Annotated in this window: 20 protein-coding genes and 1 pseudogene; 2 read left to right on the top strand and 19 right to left on the bottom strand. The window is 39.4% G+C overall.

The window, feature by feature from the left end; translation table 11 throughout:
- Nucleotides 1-2: 2 nt before the first annotated feature.
- A complete protein-coding gene (locus tag EEJ45_RS06605) occupies nucleotides 3-2,174 on the top strand; it encodes a transglutaminase TgpA family protein (protein ID WP_124563999.1) in 2,172 nt (723 codons plus the stop codon).
- 109 nt (nucleotides 2,175-2,283) lie between these two features.
- Here EEJ45_RS06605 and EEJ45_RS06600 read toward each other — a convergent pair whose 3' ends face one another.
- The 5 genes from EEJ45_RS06600 to EEJ45_RS06580 all read right to left on the bottom strand — a co-directional run bounded on the left by EEJ45_RS06600 (nucleotide 2,284) and on the right by EEJ45_RS06580 (nucleotide 7,924).
- Nucleotides 2,284-2,523: a hypothetical protein gene (locus tag EEJ45_RS06600; RefSeq protein WP_124563998.1), complete on the bottom strand. Its 240-nt coding sequence runs from the start codon at nucleotides 2,521-2,523 to the stop codon at nucleotides 2,284-2,286.
- Nucleotides 2,524-2,659: 136 nt separating this feature from the next.
- Nucleotides 2,660-3,595 carry an aminoglycoside phosphotransferase family protein gene (locus tag EEJ45_RS06595; RefSeq protein WP_124563997.1) on the bottom strand — a complete coding sequence of 312 codons (936 nt, stop codon included), beginning with the start codon at nucleotides 3,593-3,595 and terminating at the stop codon, nucleotides 2,660-2,662.
- A gap of 49 nt (nucleotides 3,596-3,644) precedes the next feature.
- Entirely contained in the window at nucleotides 3,645-4,694 is a 1,050-nt protein-coding gene (gene rsgA, locus EEJ45_RS06590; RefSeq protein ID WP_336619193.1) for a ribosome small subunit-dependent GTPase A, read from the bottom strand.
- 286 nt (nucleotides 4,695-4,980) lie between these two features.
- A complete protein-coding gene (pgmB, locus tag EEJ45_RS06585; protein ID WP_124563996.1) occupies nucleotides 4,981-5,655 on the bottom strand; it encodes a beta-phosphoglucomutase in 675 nt (224 codons plus the stop codon).
- A 118-nt stretch (nucleotides 5,656-5,773) separates the two neighbouring features.
- Entirely contained in the window at nucleotides 5,774-7,924 is a 2,151-nt protein-coding gene (locus EEJ45_RS06580) for a DNA topoisomerase III (RefSeq protein WP_124563995.1), read from the bottom strand.
- Between the two features lie 205 nt (nucleotides 7,925-8,129).
- On the opposite strand from EEJ45_RS06580, the gene EEJ45_RS06575 reads away from it, so the two are divergent.
- Entirely contained in the window at nucleotides 8,130-8,738 is a 609-nt protein-coding gene (locus tag EEJ45_RS06575; RefSeq protein ID WP_124563994.1) for a YczE/YyaS/YitT family protein, read from the top strand.
- 59 nt (nucleotides 8,739-8,797) lie between these two features.
- Here EEJ45_RS06575 and EEJ45_RS06570 read toward each other — a convergent pair whose 3' ends face one another.
- The 14 genes and pseudogenes from EEJ45_RS06570 to EEJ45_RS06500 all read right to left on the bottom strand — a co-directional run bounded on the left by EEJ45_RS06570 (nucleotide 8,798) and on the right by EEJ45_RS06500 (nucleotide 20,863).
- Nucleotides 8,798-9,451: an HAD family hydrolase gene (locus EEJ45_RS06570; protein WP_124563993.1), complete on the bottom strand. Its 654-nt coding sequence runs from the start codon at nucleotides 9,449-9,451 to the stop codon at nucleotides 8,798-8,800.
- 88 nt (nucleotides 9,452-9,539) lie between these two features.
- The gene (locus EEJ45_RS06565) at nucleotides 9,540-10,949 is read right to left on the bottom strand and encodes an alanine/glycine:cation symporter family protein (RefSeq protein ID WP_124563992.1); all 1,410 of its coding nucleotides are present in this window, start codon (nucleotides 10,947-10,949) and stop codon (nucleotides 9,540-9,542) included.
- A gap of 249 nt (nucleotides 10,950-11,198) precedes the next feature.
- Nucleotides 11,199-11,693: pseudogene (locus EEJ45_RS18930) on the bottom strand (GNAT family N-acetyltransferase).
- Nucleotides 11,694-11,907: 214 nt separating this feature from the next.
- Nucleotides 11,908-12,678 carry a flagellar hook-basal body complex protein gene (locus EEJ45_RS06550; protein WP_124563989.1) on the bottom strand — a complete coding sequence of 257 codons (771 nt, stop codon included), beginning with the start codon at nucleotides 12,676-12,678 and terminating at the stop codon, nucleotides 11,908-11,910.
- Between the two features lie 14 nt (nucleotides 12,679-12,692).
- The gene (locus tag EEJ45_RS06545; protein ID WP_124563988.1) at nucleotides 12,693-14,000 is read right to left on the bottom strand and encodes an AAA family ATPase; all 1,308 of its coding nucleotides are present in this window, start codon (nucleotides 13,998-14,000) and stop codon (nucleotides 12,693-12,695) included.
- Nucleotides 14,001-14,008: 8 nt separating this feature from the next.
- Nucleotides 14,009-16,072, bottom strand: a complete 2,064-nt coding sequence (locus EEJ45_RS06540) for a flagellar biosynthesis protein FlhA (RefSeq protein ID WP_124563987.1) — start codon at nucleotides 16,070-16,072, stop codon at nucleotides 14,009-14,011.
- Between the two features lie 12 nt (nucleotides 16,073-16,084).
- A complete protein-coding gene (locus EEJ45_RS06535; protein WP_124563986.1) occupies nucleotides 16,085-17,131 on the bottom strand; it encodes an EscU/YscU/HrcU family type III secretion system export apparatus switch protein in 1,047 nt (348 codons plus the stop codon).
- Nucleotides 17,132-17,140: 9 nt separating this feature from the next.
- Nucleotides 17,141-17,902 carry a flagellar biosynthetic protein FliR gene (locus EEJ45_RS06530; protein ID WP_124563985.1) on the bottom strand — a complete coding sequence of 254 codons (762 nt, stop codon included), beginning with the start codon at nucleotides 17,900-17,902 and terminating at the stop codon, nucleotides 17,141-17,143.
- Nucleotides 17,903-17,912: 10 nt separating this feature from the next.
- Nucleotides 17,913-18,182 carry a flagellar biosynthetic protein FliQ gene (locus tag EEJ45_RS06525; RefSeq protein ID WP_124563984.1) on the bottom strand — a complete coding sequence of 90 codons (270 nt, stop codon included), beginning with the start codon at nucleotides 18,180-18,182 and terminating at the stop codon, nucleotides 17,913-17,915.
- A gap of 10 nt (nucleotides 18,183-18,192) precedes the next feature.
- Nucleotides 18,193-18,927 (bottom strand): EscR/YscR/HrcR family type III secretion system export apparatus protein, encoded by a 735-nt coding sequence (locus EEJ45_RS06520; RefSeq protein ID WP_124563983.1) that lies wholly within the window; start codon nucleotides 18,925-18,927, stop codon nucleotides 18,193-18,195.
- Nucleotides 18,924-19,226 (bottom strand): flagellar motor switch protein FliN, encoded by a 303-nt coding sequence (locus tag EEJ45_RS06515; RefSeq protein ID WP_124564045.1) that lies wholly within the window; start codon nucleotides 19,224-19,226, stop codon nucleotides 18,924-18,926. Before EEJ45_RS06515 ends, EEJ45_RS06520 begins: the two co-directional genes overlap by 4 nt.
- 41 nt (nucleotides 19,227-19,267) lie before the next feature.
- Nucleotides 19,268-19,573, bottom strand: a complete 306-nt coding sequence (locus EEJ45_RS06510; protein ID WP_124563982.1) for a FliM/FliN family flagellar motor switch protein — start codon at nucleotides 19,571-19,573, stop codon at nucleotides 19,268-19,270.
- Between the two features lie 36 nt (nucleotides 19,574-19,609).
- The gene (gene fliM / locus EEJ45_RS06505; protein ID WP_124563981.1) at nucleotides 19,610-20,611 is read right to left on the bottom strand and encodes a flagellar motor switch protein FliM; all 1,002 of its coding nucleotides are present in this window, start codon (nucleotides 20,609-20,611) and stop codon (nucleotides 19,610-19,612) included.
- Nucleotides 20,612-20,635: 24 nt separating this feature from the next.
- On the bottom strand, nucleotides 20,636-20,863 hold the full coding sequence (locus EEJ45_RS06500) for a flagellar motor switch protein FliN (protein ID WP_124563980.1): 228 nt from the start codon (nucleotides 20,861-20,863) through the stop codon (nucleotides 20,636-20,638).
- Between the last annotated feature and the right edge of the window lie 12 nt (nucleotides 20,864-20,875).

Here is a 20,875-nt window from a genome sequence, read left to right as displayed (position 1 = left end):
TATTGAAAAAGGATCATATGCAAATGAAACACATCCCCTTGCTTGTTATTTTGTTTTTTATTTTAATTCAGTGGCTGAAGCCATTACCAATGGCAACAGATATGTACCGCATAGATGTCTTTATCATTTTTATCGGCGTTTGCCTTGTTGGTTCATGGCTCGGTATTCGCAAGCTTATATCCATACCTTTAAAAAGCATGCTGCTTATTCTTTTATTGCATACAGCTTCAAGCCATGTATATGGCGAATCGAGTTGGTTAAATGGGTTTCTACATGATGTTGCAGCTGATTTTGGTCATCTTTTTACAGGGGAATGGAAGAATTGGACTCCTATTGTTCGAACTTTATTATTTTTTATCTTGCTATGGGTCAGTTGCTCACTGTCCTATCGGTGGGTAGTACAAAAGCAAAAAGGACTGCTGTTTTTATTGATTCTATCCATTGTCTATCTTGCCATTTTTGACACATTCTCTCCCTATTACGCCAAACAATCTGTTATTGGGGTAACAGCTCTAGGTTTTATTACAATTGGCTTACAAAATACAGCTCGCATCACATCTTTATTTAAAGGCTATCCTATCTTTCATGTACAGCTTCTTGCAGCGATCACATGTTGTATTCTTATTGGTTATTTTGCGCCCAAACTTGCACCGCAGTGGCCTGATCCCATCTCTGGTTTCACCTCACTTACATCTGCCAAAAGTGAGGGAACAGCCAAAGTTGGGTATAGCACAGATGATTCACGATTAGGTGGTCCTTTCCTTCCAGATGACACACCAGTATTTTCGGTAATTACAGCAAACAGCTCCTATTGGCGGGTGGAAGTGAAAGATTTCTATACAGGAAAGGGATGGGAAAATTCTGATAGGAGCGAGGCTCAATTGGATGTGGGAATCGTAGACACCCCTTCCCAATTTGTTAATAACGCAATGAATTGGTACGGCCCACTTACAAAAACAGAACCTGCACGGGCTTCTTTCAATTTGAACGGCTTACCCCCTTATTTTATTTACCCAGCAGGACTTATTTCTATTGAAGCCCCGATTGAGTGGCCACTGGATATAGATAGAGTTTCTGAAAAAATACCTATTCCTCCATCGACGGTGGTTGACAGTTACAAAACAAATTTTAGCGTTCCTGAGTTTCCTATAGAGGGATTAAAAAGTGTTAATTCACCTGATGAACTAGAAAATACACCTTATTTCAAAAACATGTACACACAACTTCCTGCGCAGTTGCCACAACGAGTAAAAGATTTGTCTCTTACTTTAACAGCTGACAAAGCTAATCGCTACGATAAAGTAAAAGCCATTGAAAACTATTTTGCAGATTTTACTTACGAAATGAAAGATGTGCCTTATCCCCAAGAAAATCAAGATTATGTTGATCAATTTTTATTTGAAACACAAAAAGGATACTGCAACAACTTTTCAAGTGCCATGATTGTATTACTTCGAGCAGCTGATATTCCCTCTCGTTGGGTGAAAGGATACACTGAAGGAGAAAAAACAAGCGGAACAGCAGAAACCAATTATGAAGATATATATCAAGTAACCAATAACAATGCTCACTCTTGGGTGGAAGTGTACTTTCCGGGGTACGGGTGGGTTCCGTTTGAACCGACAAAAGGGTTTACTAACCCTTATCGTTTTACACAAGAAGTTGTTGCAGCTCCGCAGACAACGAGCGCAACAATTGATCCGATAGCGAAACCAGCTGAAAAACCCCAGAAGGATTTTTCAGAGGAAGTGACGGGTACGACCACTCAAAAGCCCATTATACAATGGACTTGGAAAACCTCAATAATGATAGTCGTATTTGTACTTATAGTGGCTGCCTTAAGCATAAAACATCGTTTAAGATTGTTATCTCTTTTCTTACAGCTTCGTTATCGAAATATGAATGAAAAGAACTTTGCCAGTGCTTATCATGCGCTCGTTAAGCAGCTTGGGCGGATTGGTTTGCCTCATAAGAAAACACAAACATTGCGTGAATATGCTTTATATGTAGATGAACATCTTCGTTCTTCTTATATGCAGAAGCTAACAGATATATATGAGCAAATTACCTACAGTCAAAGAGAGATTCATATACCGGCTCAAATTAAACAACATTGGGTTTCTGTTTTAAAGCAGACTACTTCTCCAATTAAAAAAGATTTAGACAAAGCCTAAAAATAGAGAATCCTACGTGAGATGCTTTATTTTAATGAATACTATTATTTTTCGTTATGAAAGAATAACAGCGCCATCCTTAAGGACGGCGCTGTGTATTGTTCTTATGTTAATAACCATACTGCGAATAAGGGTAATATGGCGTGTAAGGAACTGGGTACGGTGCAGCAACGGGATATGGTGAAGGGTAGGCTCCGAATCCAGGTGATAACAACGCTCCTGTTGCTAAACCTGCCGCAAAGGGTACGCCTCCCCAAAAAGGCGGACGACCAATACCAAATCCAACTGGATGACCAACGCCAAACCCAACCGCTGGATGGCCTACACCACCTACATGATAACGGTTCATACTTTAGTCTCCTTTCGTCTTTATTTGTTCTTTATTACCTTATTCATGAGTGCCATGAAGGGTCAGTTATTTAGCATACTTATACAAAATTTATCTAAAAAAGGAAAATCTACGGATTTTCTCTTTTTTACACGAATTAAAACTTGTTTCCTAATTCACTTTTAAATGTTTGTAACTCTTGTATGTACCACTGAGGCATGCATTGCTTAAAGTCATGATGATCTTGGAGGATTGTCATTAAACGCTGCTTTGTTTCCGCTAATAGATGCGGCGTATGCACAAATGACCACACCACATCAGCCACAACAGCAAACGCTGCATACAAAGCATAATACATCCAAAACTCCTGAGGAGGCTCTCCATCAAAATAACCGTGTATTTGCCCCGTTGCAAACGCAGGACTTACATTTCTCGTAAATAAAGCAATCTTGTAAAAATCATGATAAGGGTCTCCCCATTCATACCTTCCAAAATCAATAACCGCTTCTAATTTATTAGCAGTGAGTATTAAATTGCTTGGATGAAAATCATCATGTAAAAAAACGATAGGTCGATTTTTCAATAATTGCTTATGGTTATCAATGAAATCCAAAGCATCTTCAATAGGTACGAGAGATAGATTTAGCTCTTGATAGCGTTTCGTATAGCGCTCATGCTTGGAAATACGATACTCTTCCCATGTCCTTTCGTTATTGGATTTCACCAACGAATGAATTTGTAATAACGCTTTTCCCGCTTGCTTTCCACATCTGTATTGTTCCTGCCAGCTCATACGGGGCAAAATTTCTTTCCCATCTTCTCCTTCTATAAATGCAGAAACTTCTATGCAAATTGATTCCATCTCATCAAAGCGAATAAGCTTAGGAACCGGCACGCCTTGCTTGTAAAAATGTTGCACATAGTGTAGTTCTACTTTTCGTTGTTTGGCGGTTTCAACAGCCCCTACTTTAACAAAATACGTTTTCTCGACATGTTCAATCTTCCATTTTTCCTCTTTTGAAAACCCTTTTAATATGGGAGTTATACTTATAGCTCCCGCTAGCTCTGGTATGCGATGCAAAACTTCCCTCATATCTATCCTCCTCGCAAGAAAATACCTCGTCTTTTGACGAGGTATTTTCCTATTTCTGTTTACCTTTTCTCATACTTTTCGTAATTTGTTTCCATTTATTGCGTTCCTCACGAGCGAGAACTGTACTTTGCTTTCGAGCCGCATAGGCGATTTCTCGCTGTAATTTATTGTAACTGGTAAGTCGCTCGAGCTCGAGAGTCCCTTCCTCTATTGCATACCGCACCGCACATCCTGGCTCTGTTTCATGCTTACAGTCTGAAAATCGACACACTTTTGAAAGCTGCTCAATATCAGTAAATGTAGCATCTACAGCGCTGCTTCCTTCCCATAGTTGCAACTCTCTCATACCGGGCGTGTCAATTACAAGACCGCCTCCTGGGAGCCGGAACAACTCACGATGAGTTGTTGTATGGCGACCTTTGTCATCACCCTCACGAATGCCACCTGTTTTACTAACTTCTTCACCAATAAGAGCATTCAAAAGAGTTGATTTTCCTACTCCTGAAGAACCTAATAACGCGACTGTTTTTCCATCTTTAATAAAGCTTTTCAGCTCTTGTATTCCTGTTCCGCTTACACTATCAACAGCAAACACATCTACGCCAAACGCAATGCTTCTTGTTTCTTCTATAAGAACATCAACCTGTTCACATAAATCCTGCTTTGTCAGCACAATAACCGGAAGTGCTCCGCTTTCATATGCAAGTAGGAGATAACGCTCTATACGACGTAAGTTGAAATCTTTATTTAAAGCGTTTACAAGAAACACATAATCAACATTTGCTGCAACAATCTGTTCTTCGGTTTTTTCGCCGGCAGCCTGACGAGAAAACGCACTTTTTCTTGTTAGTACACCATGAATAACCGTTTTTTGTTCATTTGGAAGCTTTGTAATCCAAACCCAGTCACCCACTGCAGGATAATCACTTTTTACGCTTGCTTCATGTCGAAACTTACCTGCCAATTCCCCCAAATATTCACCGTCATCGGATACGATTCGATACATATGTTTATGCTCAAGTACAACCCGCCCAACCTCATATGCCTTCGTACGTTGTGATTCAAAATAAGCGTCCCAACCTAAATGATTCAATGTCAATATAATATCCTCCCTTTTATATGGAAGGACACGGCGACAATTATCTCGTTCGGCCCGTTCCTTCCTCACTCTTTTGGTTCATATGTGCAATTAACATAATGCATCACTCCGATCTGTTTAGAATTACTTTTAATTATATGTAAGAGAGGAAGAAATGTCCATATGTGTGTACAGATATTAAGGAAGAATATGCTTGTATTCATTTCTATTCATCTGACATTGGTACATATTTTTATGTAAAACAAGCGAGAACTGAAATGTCCTCGCTTGTTTTGCATATGCTGTTTTATTTTGTTTGCTGAAAACGGGCAATAATTTCATCATACCTCAGTTCGCTCGTTCCAGAAACAACATAATCAGCTTTCGCCATAGACTCTGGTGTTCCTACACCAACAGCAAACATACCAGCTGCTTTAATCGCTTCAATACCTGCCTCTGCATCCTCTACTCCAATACAATTTTCATAAGGAACACCTAATGCGTCCGCAGCCTTTAAAAATATTTCAGGGTCTGGCTTACCCTTTGCCACTTTTGCCGCGTCTACAATGTAATGAAAATGTTCACCGACACCAAGACGATCAATCACAACAAATGCATTTTTACTAGCCGAGGCCAAGCCTACCTTTAGACCATGCTTGCGAATATCTGCAAGAAGCTCTGTGATACCTGGTAAGATATCTGCTTCCGTAATACCCTTAATCAACTCTTTATAATGTTCATTCTTCTTTGTAGCGAGCGCTTCCTTTTCTTCTGCTGTAAAATCATGTTGACGATTGCCAAGCGCTAAAATACGCTCTAATGAATCCATGCGGCTAACGCCTTTTAACTGCTCGTTAAACTCTCGATCAAACGGAATATGTAACTCTTGCCCTAGTTGCTTCCAAGCTAAGTAATGGTGTTCTGCACTATCTGTGATGACACCATCTAAATCAAAAATAAATGCTTGTACTTGCTTTGTCATATTGATTTCCTCACTTTCGGTATCCTACCATTCTATGCTATCACTTTTGTACAAAGATTGGAATGGAAACCTTTCCATAAAAGACAAAAGGGGGAAACAGCTAAGACATTAGACTTTTTTATTTTTCAAATATGAATTGGATTTTGTTATCTGTAAACCCGAGCTTAGCATCAAACACTTTATCCCCTTTTTTAAAGCCCTTGATTAAGCTTGTCAGCTCCCCTTTTAGCAGCTTCTTTGCATTTGCCTGTGAGATGGTTTTACCTAGAATTTTTTTAGAAAGCGTAAAATCGCACTTTGTTTTGGTGTAATTCGAACACCCGTAAAATGTGCCCTTATCTACAATTTGTCCCTCGCATTTTTTACACGCCCCAATCGGTGTAAACTCTTTTTTGCCCGGACGCCTTGACTGATATTGTTCTTTATCAATTTGACTAAAGTCCCATGTAGCTGACTGCGTTACTGCATGCTCTACAATCTTAGCAGCCAGCTTTTTCGCTTGCTCCATAAACATTGCCGCATCCGCCTGCCCCTGGCCAATTTCACCGAGGCGCTGCTCCCAGCGTGCTGTCATTTCCGGCGAAGCCAGAATTTGATCCCCAATTGCTTCAACGAGAAGTATGCCTTTCTCTGTTGCAAATACTTGGTTCTTTTGAACTGAAATATAGTTACGATCTTTTAGCATCGTAATAATGCCAGCACGTGTGGCTTCTGTACCAAGTCCTTCTGTTTTATGAAGCACCTTTTCTAGCTGCTCATCCTCTAGTACTTTCCCAGCCGTTTTCATCAGCGTGATAAGTTGACCTTCCGTATAACGCTTAGGTGGCTGCGTTTTTCCTTCTTTGACAGTTGCTTTTTCAACGTAACCTGTTTCACCCTTTTCTAAAAGAGGGAGCAATACGTCTTCCTCTTCTTCCTTTCCTTCTCCATATAATACCCTGCGCCAGCCTTCTTGTATTTGTTGCTTTCCTTTTGAAATAAAGGTTGCACGCTCATCTACGAGGGTAGACACCGTTGTATAATCAAATATAGCAACAGGATAATGAGCTGCAATGAGCCTCTTTGCAACGAGGTCATATATTTTGTATTCATCACTACTTAGCTTTGCCACATTCGGTACCTGTTCCGTTGGAATGATGGCGTAATGATCAGTGACCTTCTTTTCATTTACATAACGCTTATTCGTAAGGATAGAAGCAATTGGAGTTGGAAAATACGACTGATATGTCGTTTGCTTACTGAGCTGCTCCAAAATATGTGGAAACCCTGCCGCTTCACCTTTTGTGACAAAGCTTGAATCTGAGCGCGGATACGACAAATATCCTTTTGTATATAGACTTTGGGCAACATCTAACGTTTTTTTAGGAGAAAACTTGAAAGCACGGTTTGCTGTCGCTTGCAGTGAAGACAAATTGAATAGATACGGGGGGTGAAACTCTTTTCTTTCAATCTCTAACTCCTTTACCCGTGCCGGCTTTCCTTGACAAAACGCAGCAATTTTTGCTGCCATTTCCGCATGATCAATGCGCGTTTCCTGTTCTCTATGCCATTTTCCTTCGTATCGCTTTCCATCTATATTAAACTTAGCAATTACTTCCCAAAACGGCTTTGAGACAAACGCAGCAATCTCCTTTTCTCGCTTCACAACTAAAGCTAACGTTGGCGTTTGCACACGCCCTGCTGAAAACACGTCCGAAATGCCATGTTGTTTCATTAAGATCGTATATATACGGGAAGCATTCATTCCCACTAACCAATCCGCACATGCCCGGCTGTACGCCTCCTCGTATAGATTACGTGTGTCTGCTTCAGATCGTAAATTTGCAAACCCTTCCTTCACAGCTTTCTCTGTTAAAGATGAAATCCAGAGCCGTTTCATAGGTTTACGAACACCTGCTACTTTAATAATCGTTCGTACAATTAACTCTCCTTCTCGTCCAGCATCACCAGCATGAATAATCTCCTTTATTTCTGACCTTTTGAGCAGGCCTCGAATGACGTTGAACTGCTTTGCTTTAGATTTTGTAACTTTATACTGAAATGCTTGCGGAATCATAGGAAGCGTAGTAACGCTCCAGCGTTTCCAGGAAGCATCGTATTCTTCCGGGGCAAGCAACTCACAAATGTGCCCTACAGCCCATGTAAAGTATGCACCGTTTGGAAAATAAGAATTAGGTGCAACTTCTATATAACCATCTCGTTTTTTATAAGTAAACGGAGCTGCTAGCTTCATGGCTTGATCTGGCTTTTCTGCAATTAAAACCTTCATTACAACACCTTCCCTTTGTTTACCTTTCTATTATAACTGTTATTATCATGGACCTTCAATCTTGGCATGAAACAGTTGCTGCAAGCTCATACTATAGATTGTCATAAAATTTATATTGCATTTTGAAAGCACTTTCCGTATGATTTATATAGAATTTCATCAGACGTCTGACGTCAGATAGATTATATATGTAAGGAGCATATGTATGAAAGAGAGATTTTCTTTTTTTACGCTTGGACTTTTGGTATTGACTTTAGGTGTAGCACTTATTATTAAATCAAATTTAGGTGCCTCTGCATGGGATGCGCTTGCAGTTGGTGAATCTAAGATGTTTGGGTTAACGGTTGGAACATGTGTATTTATTAATGGTATTATTCTTATTTTCCTTAACGCATTTCTACTGAAAAAGCGTCCGGAAGTGTTGGCCGCCGCTACCATTTTTGTAATTGGTATGTTAATTGATTTTTGGCTTCTCATTGTTTTAAAAGACTTTTCGCCACAAGCAGCATTGCTGCAATATACATCCTTATTGTCTGGTATTTTAACAATGGGTATCGGTGTTGCCGTTTACTTACAAGCAAAGTTTCCTTCTAGTCCCATGGATACGTTAATGGTTGCTATTCATACGCGTTTTAACTTAAATCTGCGCACTTCTCGTATTATTAGTGAAAGCTTTGCGCTATTACTTGCTTTTTTATTTAAAGGAGCCATCGGCATCGGAACGATTATTGTAACACTCTCTCTCGGCTTCGTTGTACAGTTCTTTTATCCGATGTTTGAACAAATGTTAAAAAAGCGCAGTTTTCAGCAATAGCCCAATTTTCATTGGGCTATGCTTGTTTAAGTTTACATACCAAAAGATGATTACCCATCCTATATAGGTAACAACTGTAAAACATGTTTTAACTGATAGTCACTCATGGATTCAATTCGATGGCTGTAATCCACAAATGGCAGATGTGCCGTTACCGAGTTAGGAACAATTACACAATGTAAACCGGCTGCTCTTGCTGCCATTAACCCGTTTAACGAGTCTTCAAATGCTACGCACTCATGAGCCTGTAAACCAAGCGCTTCGTATGCTTTTATGTATAATGCAGGATCAGGCTTAACGTGTTCTACGTCTTCTTTTGTTTTCAGCACTTCAAAATAGTGAAGAACACCAAGGCGTGTCAAAAATCCTTCAATCCATGCGCGTTTTGAGCTCGAAGCAAGTGCTATGCGAAGGCCACTTTCTTTTGCTTCCTCTAAGTACTCTACAACACCCGCGCGAAGAGAAGGCTCACCCATTTTCATTCGAAAGATATCGTCCACTTCTTGTAGCAAAACCTCTCTTTCCACAGGCTTCTTTGTACCCTTTTCAATCATTTCATATAACTCAGCGTCATGCGTACCAATTACTTTAGAAAACTGTTCCACGGTTAAATCCATTCCATACGCTTGAAGCGCTTCGCGAAATGCTTCAAACCAAATACTTTCTGTGTCAACTAAGAGACCGTCAAAATCAAAGATAACACCTTTTATCATCTTCCACCTCCGTACTCATTTTACCATCATTTTCATACCGCGAATATAAAAATAGCCACCAAGGTCATATCCCTTGATGGCTTGTTATTTATTTCGGCGAACGCTCCCAGCTCTCTACATGCTGCAATCCTTCAATTGTATCTGAATAGAACACAGGGTTTTTACCCGCTTTCTTCTGTTTCACATAATCATTAAGCGCCGCAAATGCAATCTTTCCAAGCAATATAATCGCAATTAGGTTTACGATTGCCATTAGTCCCATAAATAAATCTGCTAAATCCCAAACAATTTGAATTTTTGCTACAGAACCAAATAAAATCATACCGATTACAGCAAAGCGATATACATATAACCATGCTTTATTTGCATTTAAAAACTCAATATTTGTCTCACCGTAGTAATAATTCCCTACTAATGAACTGAAAGCAAACAGTAAGATAATGATTGCAACAAAGCTTGCTGCCCAATCTCCAATATGCGATCCTAGCGCTGCTTGCGTAAGGGCAATACCCTCTAATTTTGTGTCTGTATACTTACCGGAAAGTAAGACGATAAACGCTGTACAGCTACAAATTAAAATCGTGTCTACAAATACCCCTAAAGATTGTACTAGTCCTTGCTTTACAGGGTGACTTACACTCGCAGTGGCAGCCGCGTTTGGGGCACTACCCATACCTGCTTCATTTGAGAATAAACCGCGTTTTACTCCCATCATAATTGCTGCACCGATAGAACCGCCAACAGCTTCTTCTAAACCAAAAGCACTCTTGAAAATCAATGCAAACATTGCTGGTACTTCAGCAATATTCATAACAACAATTACGATAGCAATACCGATGTATAATAAAGCCATGACAATAACAATGTACTCCGACATACGCGCAATGCGTTTTACACCGCCGAAAACAATAAAAGCGAAAATAGCTGTAACGACCAATCCCACCACGAGTCTGTTTGTATCAAAAGCTGTCTCGAATGCAAGAGAAATTGTGTTTGCTTGCACAGAGTTAAATACAAGTCCAAAAGAAATTGTAATTAAAACTGCAAATAACGCACCCATCCAGCGCTGTCCAAGCGCTTTTTCCATGTAATACGCTGGACCTCCGCGGAATGTATCACCATCTTTTATTTTATAAATTTGTGCCAACGTACTTTCTACAAATGCAGAAGCCCCACCGATAAGAGCAATCAGCCACATCCAAAATACGGCGCCGGGACCGCCAAGTGAGATTGCCATTGCTACACCCGCCAAGTTTCCAATCCCAACACGAGAAGCGGTACTGATACAAAATGCTTGGAAAGAAGAAATTCCCTTCGTTGTTTGCCCTACAGTACTTGCGCCCTCTCCTAAGAGACGAAGCATTTCATTAAACAAACGAAACTGGACAAATTTTGTACGCACTGTAAAATATAGACCTACTGCAATTAATAACGCAATAAGCAGTTTAGACCATAACAAATCATTTACAGAGCCAACAAATGATTGGATGAATTCCATATGTATGCACCCCTTGTTTCTATAAGTTAAGATAAGTGTGTCTACTTTTTCAAGTCATAAAATATGACGCGCTGGCGTCATATTTTCTCACACACTTTTCATTATAATGAATTCCATAAAGCTATCGCAATAGATATAAAAATAGTCGCACTAGAAAAAAAATTCTTACTATAATCTAAATATCTCTCTATAGTATTCCATAACAAAGAGCGCTTATTCGCGCTCTTCTCTGGAATCAGGTTTTTATTCCTATCGATCAGCTTGCAATAAACTGTAACTGATTACATCATGATATTTCCCTTGAATGAACTGTGCCGCTCTAGTGATGCCTTCTTCATGAAAACCCAATCGAAATGGAATTGCACGACTTTTTTCGTTCCCGACAGCCGCACGAATCGTAACTCGGTTAATATCTAATTCTTCATGACAATAACGCACCAAAAACTCGACTGTTTTTGTCATAATTCCCTTCCCATTATAGTCCGAACTTAATCAGTAACCGAGTTCTGTCGTCTTGTTCCGCCAATCTATATAATGTAAGCCAGCCATTCCAACAAGCTTATTCTTATAAAAAATCCCTGCTTCAAATCCGTTGTTATCCGCAAATTTTTGTAGCCAGGAAGGGATGATTTCCTTCTCATATGTAGAAACAGACGGTATTTCCACAGCCCACGGCAGCCACGTCTTCAAATGCTCCTGGTTCGCACACAATACTGTTGTTAAGGCTGTAGCGTCTTTTGGCATTAACAACTTAATTTGGATTTCTTCATCTACTTGCAAAAGAAACATAAGTATCCCCCTTTATAAAAGATACTTTTCATTATATATTTTTGTATATTTTGAATATACAAGTAATTATTCTAATAGCATGAAATATCAAAGTCTGCATCTCTATGACTGTAAACTAGAAAGCGAGGAAAACTACTGGTCCGAATATAAAAAGAGGAGCAATTACTCCTCATTTTAATAATTCATTCGCTTCTTTTTCATACACTTTATCAAAAGATTGCATTACACGCTGTGAAGCTTGTACCATCCTTTGATTTACCATAAGATTCGACATTTCCTTTGTCATATCTGTGTTAGAGTTCTCTAGCATATAATTATAAACTTTCGCAGTGCCCTGCGGAAGCTCGTTTATATTTATATCTTGTACTGTAAACATCTCAAAAGCATGCCTTTCTAATCGATTCGCTGCTTCTTCGTTTACTAATCTCGTTTGTAATGTAGCAATGACAGTACCCGTTCGTGCGTTCACAAGCTTACCTTGTGTATCGACCGTAATATCAACACCTGTTTCCATTCGAATACGATCTCCGTTTACATCAAGTACATATGCGTTACCCGAGGTTTGTAAATACCCTTCTTCGTTCACGGAAAAGTTCCCGTTTCGTGTTAAATATTGCGTATCATTTTTTCCAACAACAAAAAAGCTTGTTTGTCCCGGTGCATCTTCTAAGTAAAAGTCTGTACTACTATTTGTAACTTTCATGCTTCCAGGCACAAGATTTACGTGAACTGCGTTTGGAACAACAGAATGTTCAATTGTACCGATAGGTGTCCGACCGTTGCTATCACTTCTGTACGCCTTCTCACTTGCATATACCTTCGATGTCATCTGATCAACTTTAAATCCTATTGTTTGTGCATTAGCGATATTATTTGCATGTACGTTTAAATGCTGCTGATAGTTAATCATTCCCATTGACCCAATGTATAGTCCGTTCATGATAAGCCTCCTAATTATGTCAGAAAGAGCTGTCCTTGAAATTCTACATTTCGAGACAGCACACGTTCTGCTAATTGCTGCTTTGTCGGTGCACAAATGTGTTTTGTGACATCCTGTCCATCCGTAACGAAAGCGATAGGAATTGCTGAGCGAGACGATACAGTCATCCATTCTCCAATTGATGCTGTTTCATCAAATTTCGTTACGATTAGACCATTCACGTTTGTATGCTTAAATTTTGCGAGTAAATCCATTACGTCTCTGCTTTTCATAGAAGCAGATACCGTTAAACAAGTAAAGTCAGGTTCAACTCCCTGTATATAATCTAAGACCGTTCCCATCGCGCCGCGGTCCATATAGCTACGTCCTACTGTATCAATTAAAATGTGCTGCACGTTCTTTTCTTTAAAATACGCACATACTTTACGAAGTGCCTCAGGGCTGTCTGCCGTTTTCATTTCAAATCCCATTGCATCCGCATAATCCTGAAGCTGCGATACGGCTCCAGAACGAAACAAATCCGTTGTGACAAAAGCAACCGTTCGTTGTTTTTTACGAAGCTGCCAAGCTAGCTTAGCAAGCGTTGTTGTTTTGCCAACTCCCGTCGGTCCCACTAGTGCAATCATTCCGTAAGCAGATATATCAGCAAGCTCAGCCGTTTGAAAATACGCTGCCAATTTTTCAATAACATGTCCGTGTATGTCTGCTTCCGTTTTATCGCTTTGTTCTAGCTGCTTTATTTCCTCAATCAGACTGTTCACTACACGCTCTTCTACGTCATTTTCCTTTAGCGTATATGCCAGCTTATCTACTAAAAAGGAATTCTCCTTCTCGTTTGCTAAACTCAGCTTTTTATTTAATTCTTCAATCGTTTGTTTTAATGCTACTATTTCCGCATGTTCCTTGGAGATACTTTGGCCTGACACTGTTTCTTGTTGTATTGCCGAATGCCCCTCCTCCAACATTTCAAGAAACTGTTTCTTTTTCTGAGGAGGCAACGTTTCCTGCGGTATATTAGTTTGCGGTAAACTTTCATCACGTCGTTCTAACGCCTTCATAATGAAAGCCAGTTTCTCTTTTTTTCGCTCTTCTTCACTTTTGACCCGTGGCACCAATGTTGCTGGCTCTAATTTCGGTTCCGGCGCTACAAATTTCACAATCATCTCATACTCTTTACGCCAAGGAAGAATACGGTGTCTTTTTATATTCTCTTCAATTACATAATAATAATCTCCCCCGCTTTGCTCAAACAGCTTCTCATACAGTTCAACCTTATTGGAAGCACGAATGATTTGAATGCGCTCAAGGTTTTGTTCCATCATGCACCCTCCTATTCAATCAACGCGATTTGTTCTACTGTTACATCTGGGGCTAACTCACTTACACAAAGCACCTTCATATCCACTTGATATCTCTCCAACAAGCGAACAAATCCGAAACGGAAATCCTTTCTCCTTGTTAACAGCACAGGGTCTTTTCCAGTCAGGCGCGATTTTTTCAAAATATGCTGTACCTGCTCCATTACTTTCATCTCTTGCTCTAAATCCCAGTTCAAGAGATAACCTTGCTGTGGATTATTCACGATTTCAGTTTCAAGTTCAATCGTATCTACTAGAAGTGCTGCATATATCTTGCCATCGTAATTTTTCGCATACTCACAAATGACTTTTGAAATATTTTCACGTACAAAAGACGTAACACTATCAGCATGACCTTGATACATGTCTTTACCGTCAATAATCCCCTCCATAATAGTAGGGAGCTCTCGAATAGAAATACCCTCTTTTAAAAGCTGCTTAACAACGTTTTGAATAAGCGATAAATCAATTTCTTTCTTTTTCACTTCTTCTAGCAGTACTTCATGATCGTTTTCCAGTGAATTCAATAAATCTTTCACATGCTGACGCTGAATCAATTCATGCAGATTTTTCCTAATAATTACATCAAGGTGGGTAATCAAGATGCTAAGCGGCTCCAATACTTGATAGTTTTTCAGCTGTGCATCTTGTACCATATGCTCCATAATCCAGTAGCCATCTTCACCGAATACGGGGTCTTTCGTCGGCTCCGCATCTAAATCGGCCATTACATGCGGTGTTTTCAGTGCTAGTAAATGACCAGATTTCAAGACACCCTCTGCGACTTTAGCACCCTTTATTTTAATGACATATTTGCCGCGTGGGCGAAAACTAGTGTTATCTTTAAAATTAATCCCCGGTACATTCACACCAAGATCATTAATAATGGATTTACGCATCAGAATGACTTTATCACGTGCCGTTTCTCCATTAATTTTCTGTTTAACAAGCGCTGCTAAGTCGAGTCCAAGCTCTACGATAATTGGATATTTATCTGTAAATACACCAAATGAGTCTTCCAGAGGCTTTCCGCCGTCACCCTCACTTTTAATCATTTCCATTTCTTCATGCAGCTTTCGTTCCGTTTCTTTTTTCATGCGCTTTTTAAATTGCATGCCAAGGAAAATAACACCAGCACCGACAAGTGCAAACGGCAGAAATGGAAGTGGAGTAAACACACCCATTATCATAAACAAACCGCCAAGTGCATACACCACAACATCATGTGTCATTAATTCCTTGTAAATACCGTCACCAAGCGTATCTTCAGAACCATCAAATACACGAGTTACAATAATCCCTGTTGATACCGCAAGCAATAAAGAGCCAATTTGGTGTACAATCCCATCACCAATGGTTAGTTTTGTATAGTGATAGGCTGCTTCTTGAAACGTCATCCCTTGCTGTAGCATGCCAACGATGAGTCCGAATGTAACGTTAATAATCAAAATAACGATACCGAAGATAACATCACCTTTAATGAATTTTCCCGCACCATCCATAGCGCCATAAAATTCTGTTTCCATGTTTAATTTTTTTCGTTTTTCCTTCGCTTCCGTATCTGTAATAATGCGCTGATTTAAGTCAGCATCAATAGACATCTGCTTCCCTGGTAAAGAATCAAGCGTAAAGCGCGCCGCTACCTCTGAAGTCCTTGAAGCACCGTTTGCAACGATAAACTGAAACACAATTAAAACAAGAAAGATGACAATACCGATTAATAAGTTTCCACCAATTACGAACTGACCAAATTGTTCAATAACATGCCCTGCGTTTCCATTCGTTAAAATAGCTCTTGTCGTGGAAACATTTAATGATACTTTGAAAATCCCGATTAAAAGCAACATAGTTGGAAAGGACTTTAATTCATCCCATTCTTTAATCGTAGTTGCCCGCATATACACGAGTACAGTCATTGCCAATGTAAACACAAGTACCAAATCTAGCACAAACGGCGGCAGTGGCACAAGCAAAGCAATCACGAATGAAATGGCAATAAAAATAGAAAAATAGGTTTTAGCGGCATTTCCAAACAAGGTGCCCCCTCCTTACACTTCAAGTTGTTTTGTTTGAATTAAATACCGCATCACTTCTATTACGGCAACATATAAATCTTCTGGAATCGCTTCTCCTTCTTCTACTGTAAAATACAAAGAACGAGCTAGCGGTTTATTTTCTACCATTGGAAGCTTCTTTTCTTTGGCAAGCGTTCGTATATAAAGCGCCAACTCTTCTTCTCCCTTGGCGACAACCATCGGCGCTGAATCCACAGCTTTATCGTAGCGCAGCGCTACAGAAATATGAGTTGGATTGTTGATTACAAACGTGGCATCTTCCATCTTTTTTGTCGCAGCGCTTTGTAAGATGGCATACATAACACTCTTTTGTCTATGCTTAACCTCCGGACTTCCTTCCGCATCCTTATGCTCTTGCTTCACCTCTTCTTTTTTCATTTTCAAATCCTGCTCGTGCTCCCAACGTTGATAAATGAAATCTGTTACAGATAATACCAGTGTTAAAATAAGCAACATAAGAAAAACAGTTTTTACCTCATCAAAGACGTGATGTGCGGAAAAGCCCCAGCTCATTCCAATCATCCCTACCATATCTCCAACGTTTCGCTTTAAAACGATATATGCTACATAACCAAACAATCCTACATATAAGAGGGATTTCAATGTATCCATTAAGCTCTTTCTACTAAACAAACGCGTAAAATAGTTTTTTGGATTAATACGAGATGGCTTTGGCTTAATTACTTTTGTAGAAAATAAAAACCCAACCTGCATCACATAATTCGCAAATTGAAACACATATAAGAGAACAATAACAGGCACCATAATCTTGAGTAAAAGACTTCCCATTAACAACAAAAATGGTCCGGCACTAAAATTTGCATCAATGGAATCTAGCAACTCATTGACCGATTGACCAATTTCCATCGCAACCACATCACTGAAAAAATATATGATGACCGCAAGCACAAGCAAGGTAAACAGTGTATTAATATCTTTGCTTTTGGCTATATTTCCTTCTTCACGTGCCTTCTTTCGCTTCTGTGGGGTGGCCTTTTCTGTTTTATTATCCTTTGCCATAAACGCTCCCTACTTTGTTAAAAAGAAATTAAATAGATTTGTATATTCGTCGAGCAATGTGTTTGTTAAATTTTTAAATACGTAAGAAAACATGGGGACACTTGCCCCGACCAAAAATATACCAAACGTAATTTTTACAACAAACGCGTTCATAAAAATGTTGAGCTGTGGCGTTTGTTTTCCAATTAAAATAAGTACAAAATTAACGAGAAACAAACTACCCATAATCGGAAGTGCAATTTGAACCGCCGATGTAATAGCAAACAACAGTGTCGCCAATACACTTTTAATAAAGCTTTCCTGCAGCAGTGCCGCAGCTGTTTCCGTGTATTCAAATGACTTTAAAATAGTCGCCACTAAGTAATCCAAACCGCCCATTGCAATAAAAATAAGCACAAAGAAAATATCAAAAATAGTAGATAAGATCGTAGATTGCGGGCTAGTGTTAATATCAAATAACGTTGCTTGTGAAATCCCTAAATCCATATCCAAAATATGACCAGCCATTTTGGGAACAACAAACAGAAATTCAACAATCTTGGCCAATGAAATTCCAATAACCAATTGTGTAACTACGTATGCAAGAATAGCTGGCAACGTTGTTAGCTTTGCTACGTCTATTTGATCGGCAACCGAGAAGGCGAGCGCCATACCAAATGTCGTTTTGGCAATAACAGGGATGGCCCGTCCTGAAAAAATCGGCAAGAAAAATAAAAATGAACCGATGCGACAAAATGCCAAAAAGGCCGCAAGCCAAAGATCAACTGTCATATATTTGTCCCTACTTCACTAAAAGTGGAATTTGATTAAATAAGTCAGTAATGCTTTCTGTTAATTCAGCAAACATCCAAGGTCCTAAAACAAACAAAACAATTACAATGCTTGCCATTTTAGGTAAAAATGTGAGTGTCTGTTCCTGAATTTGCATCATTGCCATAATAACTGAGATAATGACAACTACAACGGTGCTCACAATCGCAACAGGAAGCAAAATTTGAAATGCATCATAAAAAAAGTGCTGAAATACATCAATAATAGGTGTTGTATTCATAATTGCCTCCTTACGACACCGTCTTAAACATAATATCGACAACCTTTGTATAACCGCCTACATAAATAAACACTAAAATTTTAAACGGTAAGCTTAAAATCATTGGCGGTACCATCATCATCCCTAAATACATCAACAACGTACTAATAATCAAATCAATAAACACAAAAGCCAGATAAATAAACATACCTGTAAGCAAACCTTTTTGAATTTGCGTCAAAGCAAACGATGGTACGAGCGTTAATAAAGATAATTGTTCCGGTTTTTCCGGAACGACTTCGTTTCGAACTTTTAGCATCATTTTCAAATCGTGCTCATACGTATGCTTTGTCAAATAGGACTTTAGAATAGGTGTGCTTTTTTCAATAACCTGTGCGGAGGTGAGTTCATCTCTTTGAATTGGGTCCCACACTTCTGTTTTTAATTCTGTAATGACTGGCTGCATTGTAAACAAGGTTAAAAATAGTGCCAAACCGACCAATACCTGATTGGGTGGTAAGTTCATCACACCAAGACCTTGTCTTGTAAGACCCAGTACAATAATAAAATACGTAAAATGCGTAAACATGAGAACAAGTGACGATGAAAGCGATAATAGCGTCACAAGTAAAAATAGCTGTACACTTGAGTTTGGTGTTAATCCTTTTGAAAAATCTAGTATCTCATTGGTATTTGCTGCGGCGGCCGAACTCGCAAACATAAAGTAGGTGCTAAAAAATACGACAAGCAATTTCAAGTGCTTCATGATAATTCCTCCGTCTTTGCAAGAGACTCCTGAAGTGCTTGATCAAAACTGTTTGTCTTTAGCTCAATGGAATGCGCACCGCTATTGCTTAAAATCGTAAATACTTGCTTTCCTTCAATTTCAAATAAGTAAGCGCTTGTTTGATGATTCAAGTGAACACCATCTTTTACTTGAATCAAACCGTTCTGCCCTTGCTTATGGAGCTGCTGTTTTTTTGCTTTTTTTGTCATATAAAACGCACCAAATCCCAATATCCCAAGGAACAATGCAATTTGCAGCAATGTCATAACATATGTCATATCATAAATAAGGCGACACAAAGATGCCGCTATCCTTTCATTTATTTGCTTCGTTTCATCTCGGAGATGATAATACCAAATTTATCATCTAGAAGTACTGCTTCACCAATTCCTACTTTTTTTTCACCTAAATATACGTCTACCTTGTGACCTGACTCCTTTATTACCGGCAACAAATCCCCAACCTTAAGTTGCCTTACGTCACCAATTGTCACATTTGTTTTACCGAGCCGGACCGAAAGCTCTACCGCAATATCTGCGACATTACAAATCGGTTGTGGATCAGCATGTACCATTTCCTGTTGCTGTAAATCCATAAGTTCTACTTTCGCTATTTGATGCTTCACGTGTCGGGCTTGCCAAAAGCAACCCTTCCCCCCTTTCTATTTCTCGTCGTTTTTCAAATGTTTATGAAACAAAAACGCCTTACGATTTCCTTCACGACCAATAAAGCAATGAAACTTCGCCTTACCACTTACATACCCCTGTAACGGCGCGGTCACTTTTGTGCCAAGAGGAATAATATCGCCTACTTCCACCTGCTTTAGCTCACCAATCGTTATGGTTTGTGTCCCAATTGAAATATGTACTGGCCTTGGCATCTTCTTCAGCTCTTGTTCAACCTGCTCTGTGTATGTTTCCACATTGCCAAAAATGCGGTCAATCACGTTTTCAGATGTTAATTGATCCATAATCGTCTCGACCGATAAAAACGGTATCCCAATGCGAAGCGTTGTATCCCAAAACTCAGTTTTCATATTGATATGCAGCAACGCCATGATATCGCTTGCCGTGGTAATTTTTAAGCCGTCCGGCACCGTATACATGGCCTTTAAACGTGGCTGGATCGACACGATACTCTCAAAGGCCTGCCTTAGATTTTCACAAATAATTGAAAATAAATTTTCCAATGTAATGTGTTCAAAAGATGTTAAGGCACGGCGCGCTTTTAAATTCGCTTTCGGGTCACCGCCGAGGAAGCATTCATGAAGATATAAAATAAAAGCTAAATCCATTTCAATGACAATATCTCCAAGCTCCTCATGCCCCAAATCCATCACGCAAAACAAATAATAGTCCTTTGGCATTTTCTCTACATACTCCGACAAAAACGGCACTTGCTCCGTTTCCACGGGTTCCATCTCAATCGGCAATCGAATGCGCGCCGATACACTTTGCATCGTCGCCTTGCCAAAGCTTGTAGCTACCGTCTGCAAACTCCGCAAATGCTCGACACCGAACTTCTCAGGCCTGTTGAAATCATACTCCTGATACTTCTCTTGCGCTTCTTGCTCCTCCACAAACCCCGGTAAATCATCACCTTCTTGTACCGCTCTCAGAAGCGCATCAATCTGTTCCTGACTTAACTTTTCACCCGCACTCATAACAATCCTCCCGCCACATACCGATTACTCGTCTTTTAAAGACATCACTTCCACATACATCCGGCCGTTTTTTGTTAAAATTCTACCTTTGCCGATTTCTTCGTTTTCAAGCATAATACGAACCACATTTCGTTCGGAGTCCTCGAGACGATATAACGTTCCTTTTGTAATGGAAAGTAAATCATCAATGCGTTTCTTTGTTTTCCCAATTTCAAAATATACATTTAAAGGAATCTTTTCACTAATATCCATTTATGTGCGCCT

Origin of the sequence: Ectobacillus antri, from assembly GCF_003852715.1 — a bacterium.
Taxonomy (GTDB): Bacteria; Bacillota; Bacilli; order Bacillales; family Bacillaceae_G; genus Ectobacillus; species Ectobacillus antri.
Note: the sequence above shows the minus strand (reverse complement) of the source record. Positions and strands in the feature narration are given on the sequence as shown.

What these genes read in the sequence shown, in the direction of transcription:
- EEJ45_RS06600 (WP_124563998.1), bottom strand. Translation starts at nt 2,523, where the DNA reads ATGAACCGTTATCATGTAGGTGGTGTAGGCCATCCAGCGGTTGGGTTT.
- EEJ45_RS06595 (WP_124563997.1), bottom strand. Translation starts at nt 3,595, where the DNA reads ATGAGGGAAGTTTTGCATCGCATACCAGAGCTAGCGGGAGCTATAAGT.
- pgmB (WP_124563996.1), bottom strand. Translation starts at nt 5,655, where the DNA reads ATGACAAAGCAAGTACAAGCATTTATTTTTGATTTAGATGGTGTCATC.
- EEJ45_RS06580 (WP_124563995.1), bottom strand. Translation starts at nt 7,924, where the DNA reads ATGAAGGTTTTAATTGCAGAAAAGCCAGATCAAGCCATGAAGCTAGCA.
- EEJ45_RS06575 (WP_124563994.1), top strand. Translation starts at nt 8,130, where the DNA reads ATGAAAGAGAGATTTTCTTTTTTTACGCTTGGACTTTTGGTATTGACT.
- EEJ45_RS06570 (WP_124563993.1), bottom strand. Translation starts at nt 9,451, where the DNA reads ATGATAAAAGGTGTTATCTTTGATTTTGACGGTCTCTTAGTTGACACA.
- EEJ45_RS06565 (WP_124563992.1), bottom strand. Translation starts at nt 10,949, where the DNA reads ATGGAATTCATCCAATCATTTGTTGGCTCTGTAAATGATTTGTTATGG.
- EEJ45_RS06550 (WP_124563989.1), bottom strand. Translation starts at nt 12,678, where the DNA reads ATGAACGGACTATACATTGGGTCAATGGGAATGATTAACTATCAGCAG.
- EEJ45_RS06545 (WP_124563988.1), bottom strand. Translation starts at nt 14,000, where the DNA reads ATGATGGAACAAAACCTTGAGCGCATTCAAATCATTCGTGCTTCCAAT.
- EEJ45_RS06535 (WP_124563986.1), bottom strand. Translation starts at nt 17,131, where the DNA reads ATGGCAAAGGATAATAAAACAGAAAAGGCCACCCCACAGAAGCGAAAG.
- EEJ45_RS06530 (WP_124563985.1), bottom strand. Translation starts at nt 17,902, where the DNA reads ATGACAGTTGATCTTTGGCTTGCGGCCTTTTTGGCATTTTGTCGCATC.
- EEJ45_RS06525 (WP_124563984.1), bottom strand. Translation starts at nt 18,182, where the DNA reads ATGAATACAACACCTATTATTGATGTATTTCAGCACTTTTTTTATGAT.
- EEJ45_RS06520 (WP_124563983.1), bottom strand. Translation starts at nt 18,927, where the DNA reads ATGAAGCACTTGAAATTGCTTGTCGTATTTTTTAGCACCTACTTTATG.
- EEJ45_RS06515 (WP_124564045.1), bottom strand. Translation starts at nt 19,226, where the DNA reads ATGACATATGTTATGACATTGCTGCAAATTGCATTGTTCCTTGGGATA.
- fliM (WP_124563981.1), bottom strand. Translation starts at nt 20,611, where the DNA reads ATGAGTGCGGGTGAAAAGTTAAGTCAGGAACAGATTGATGCGCTTCTG.
- EEJ45_RS06500 (WP_124563980.1), bottom strand. Translation starts at nt 20,863, where the DNA reads ATGGATATTAGTGAAAAGATTCCTTTAAATGTATATTTTGAAATTGGG.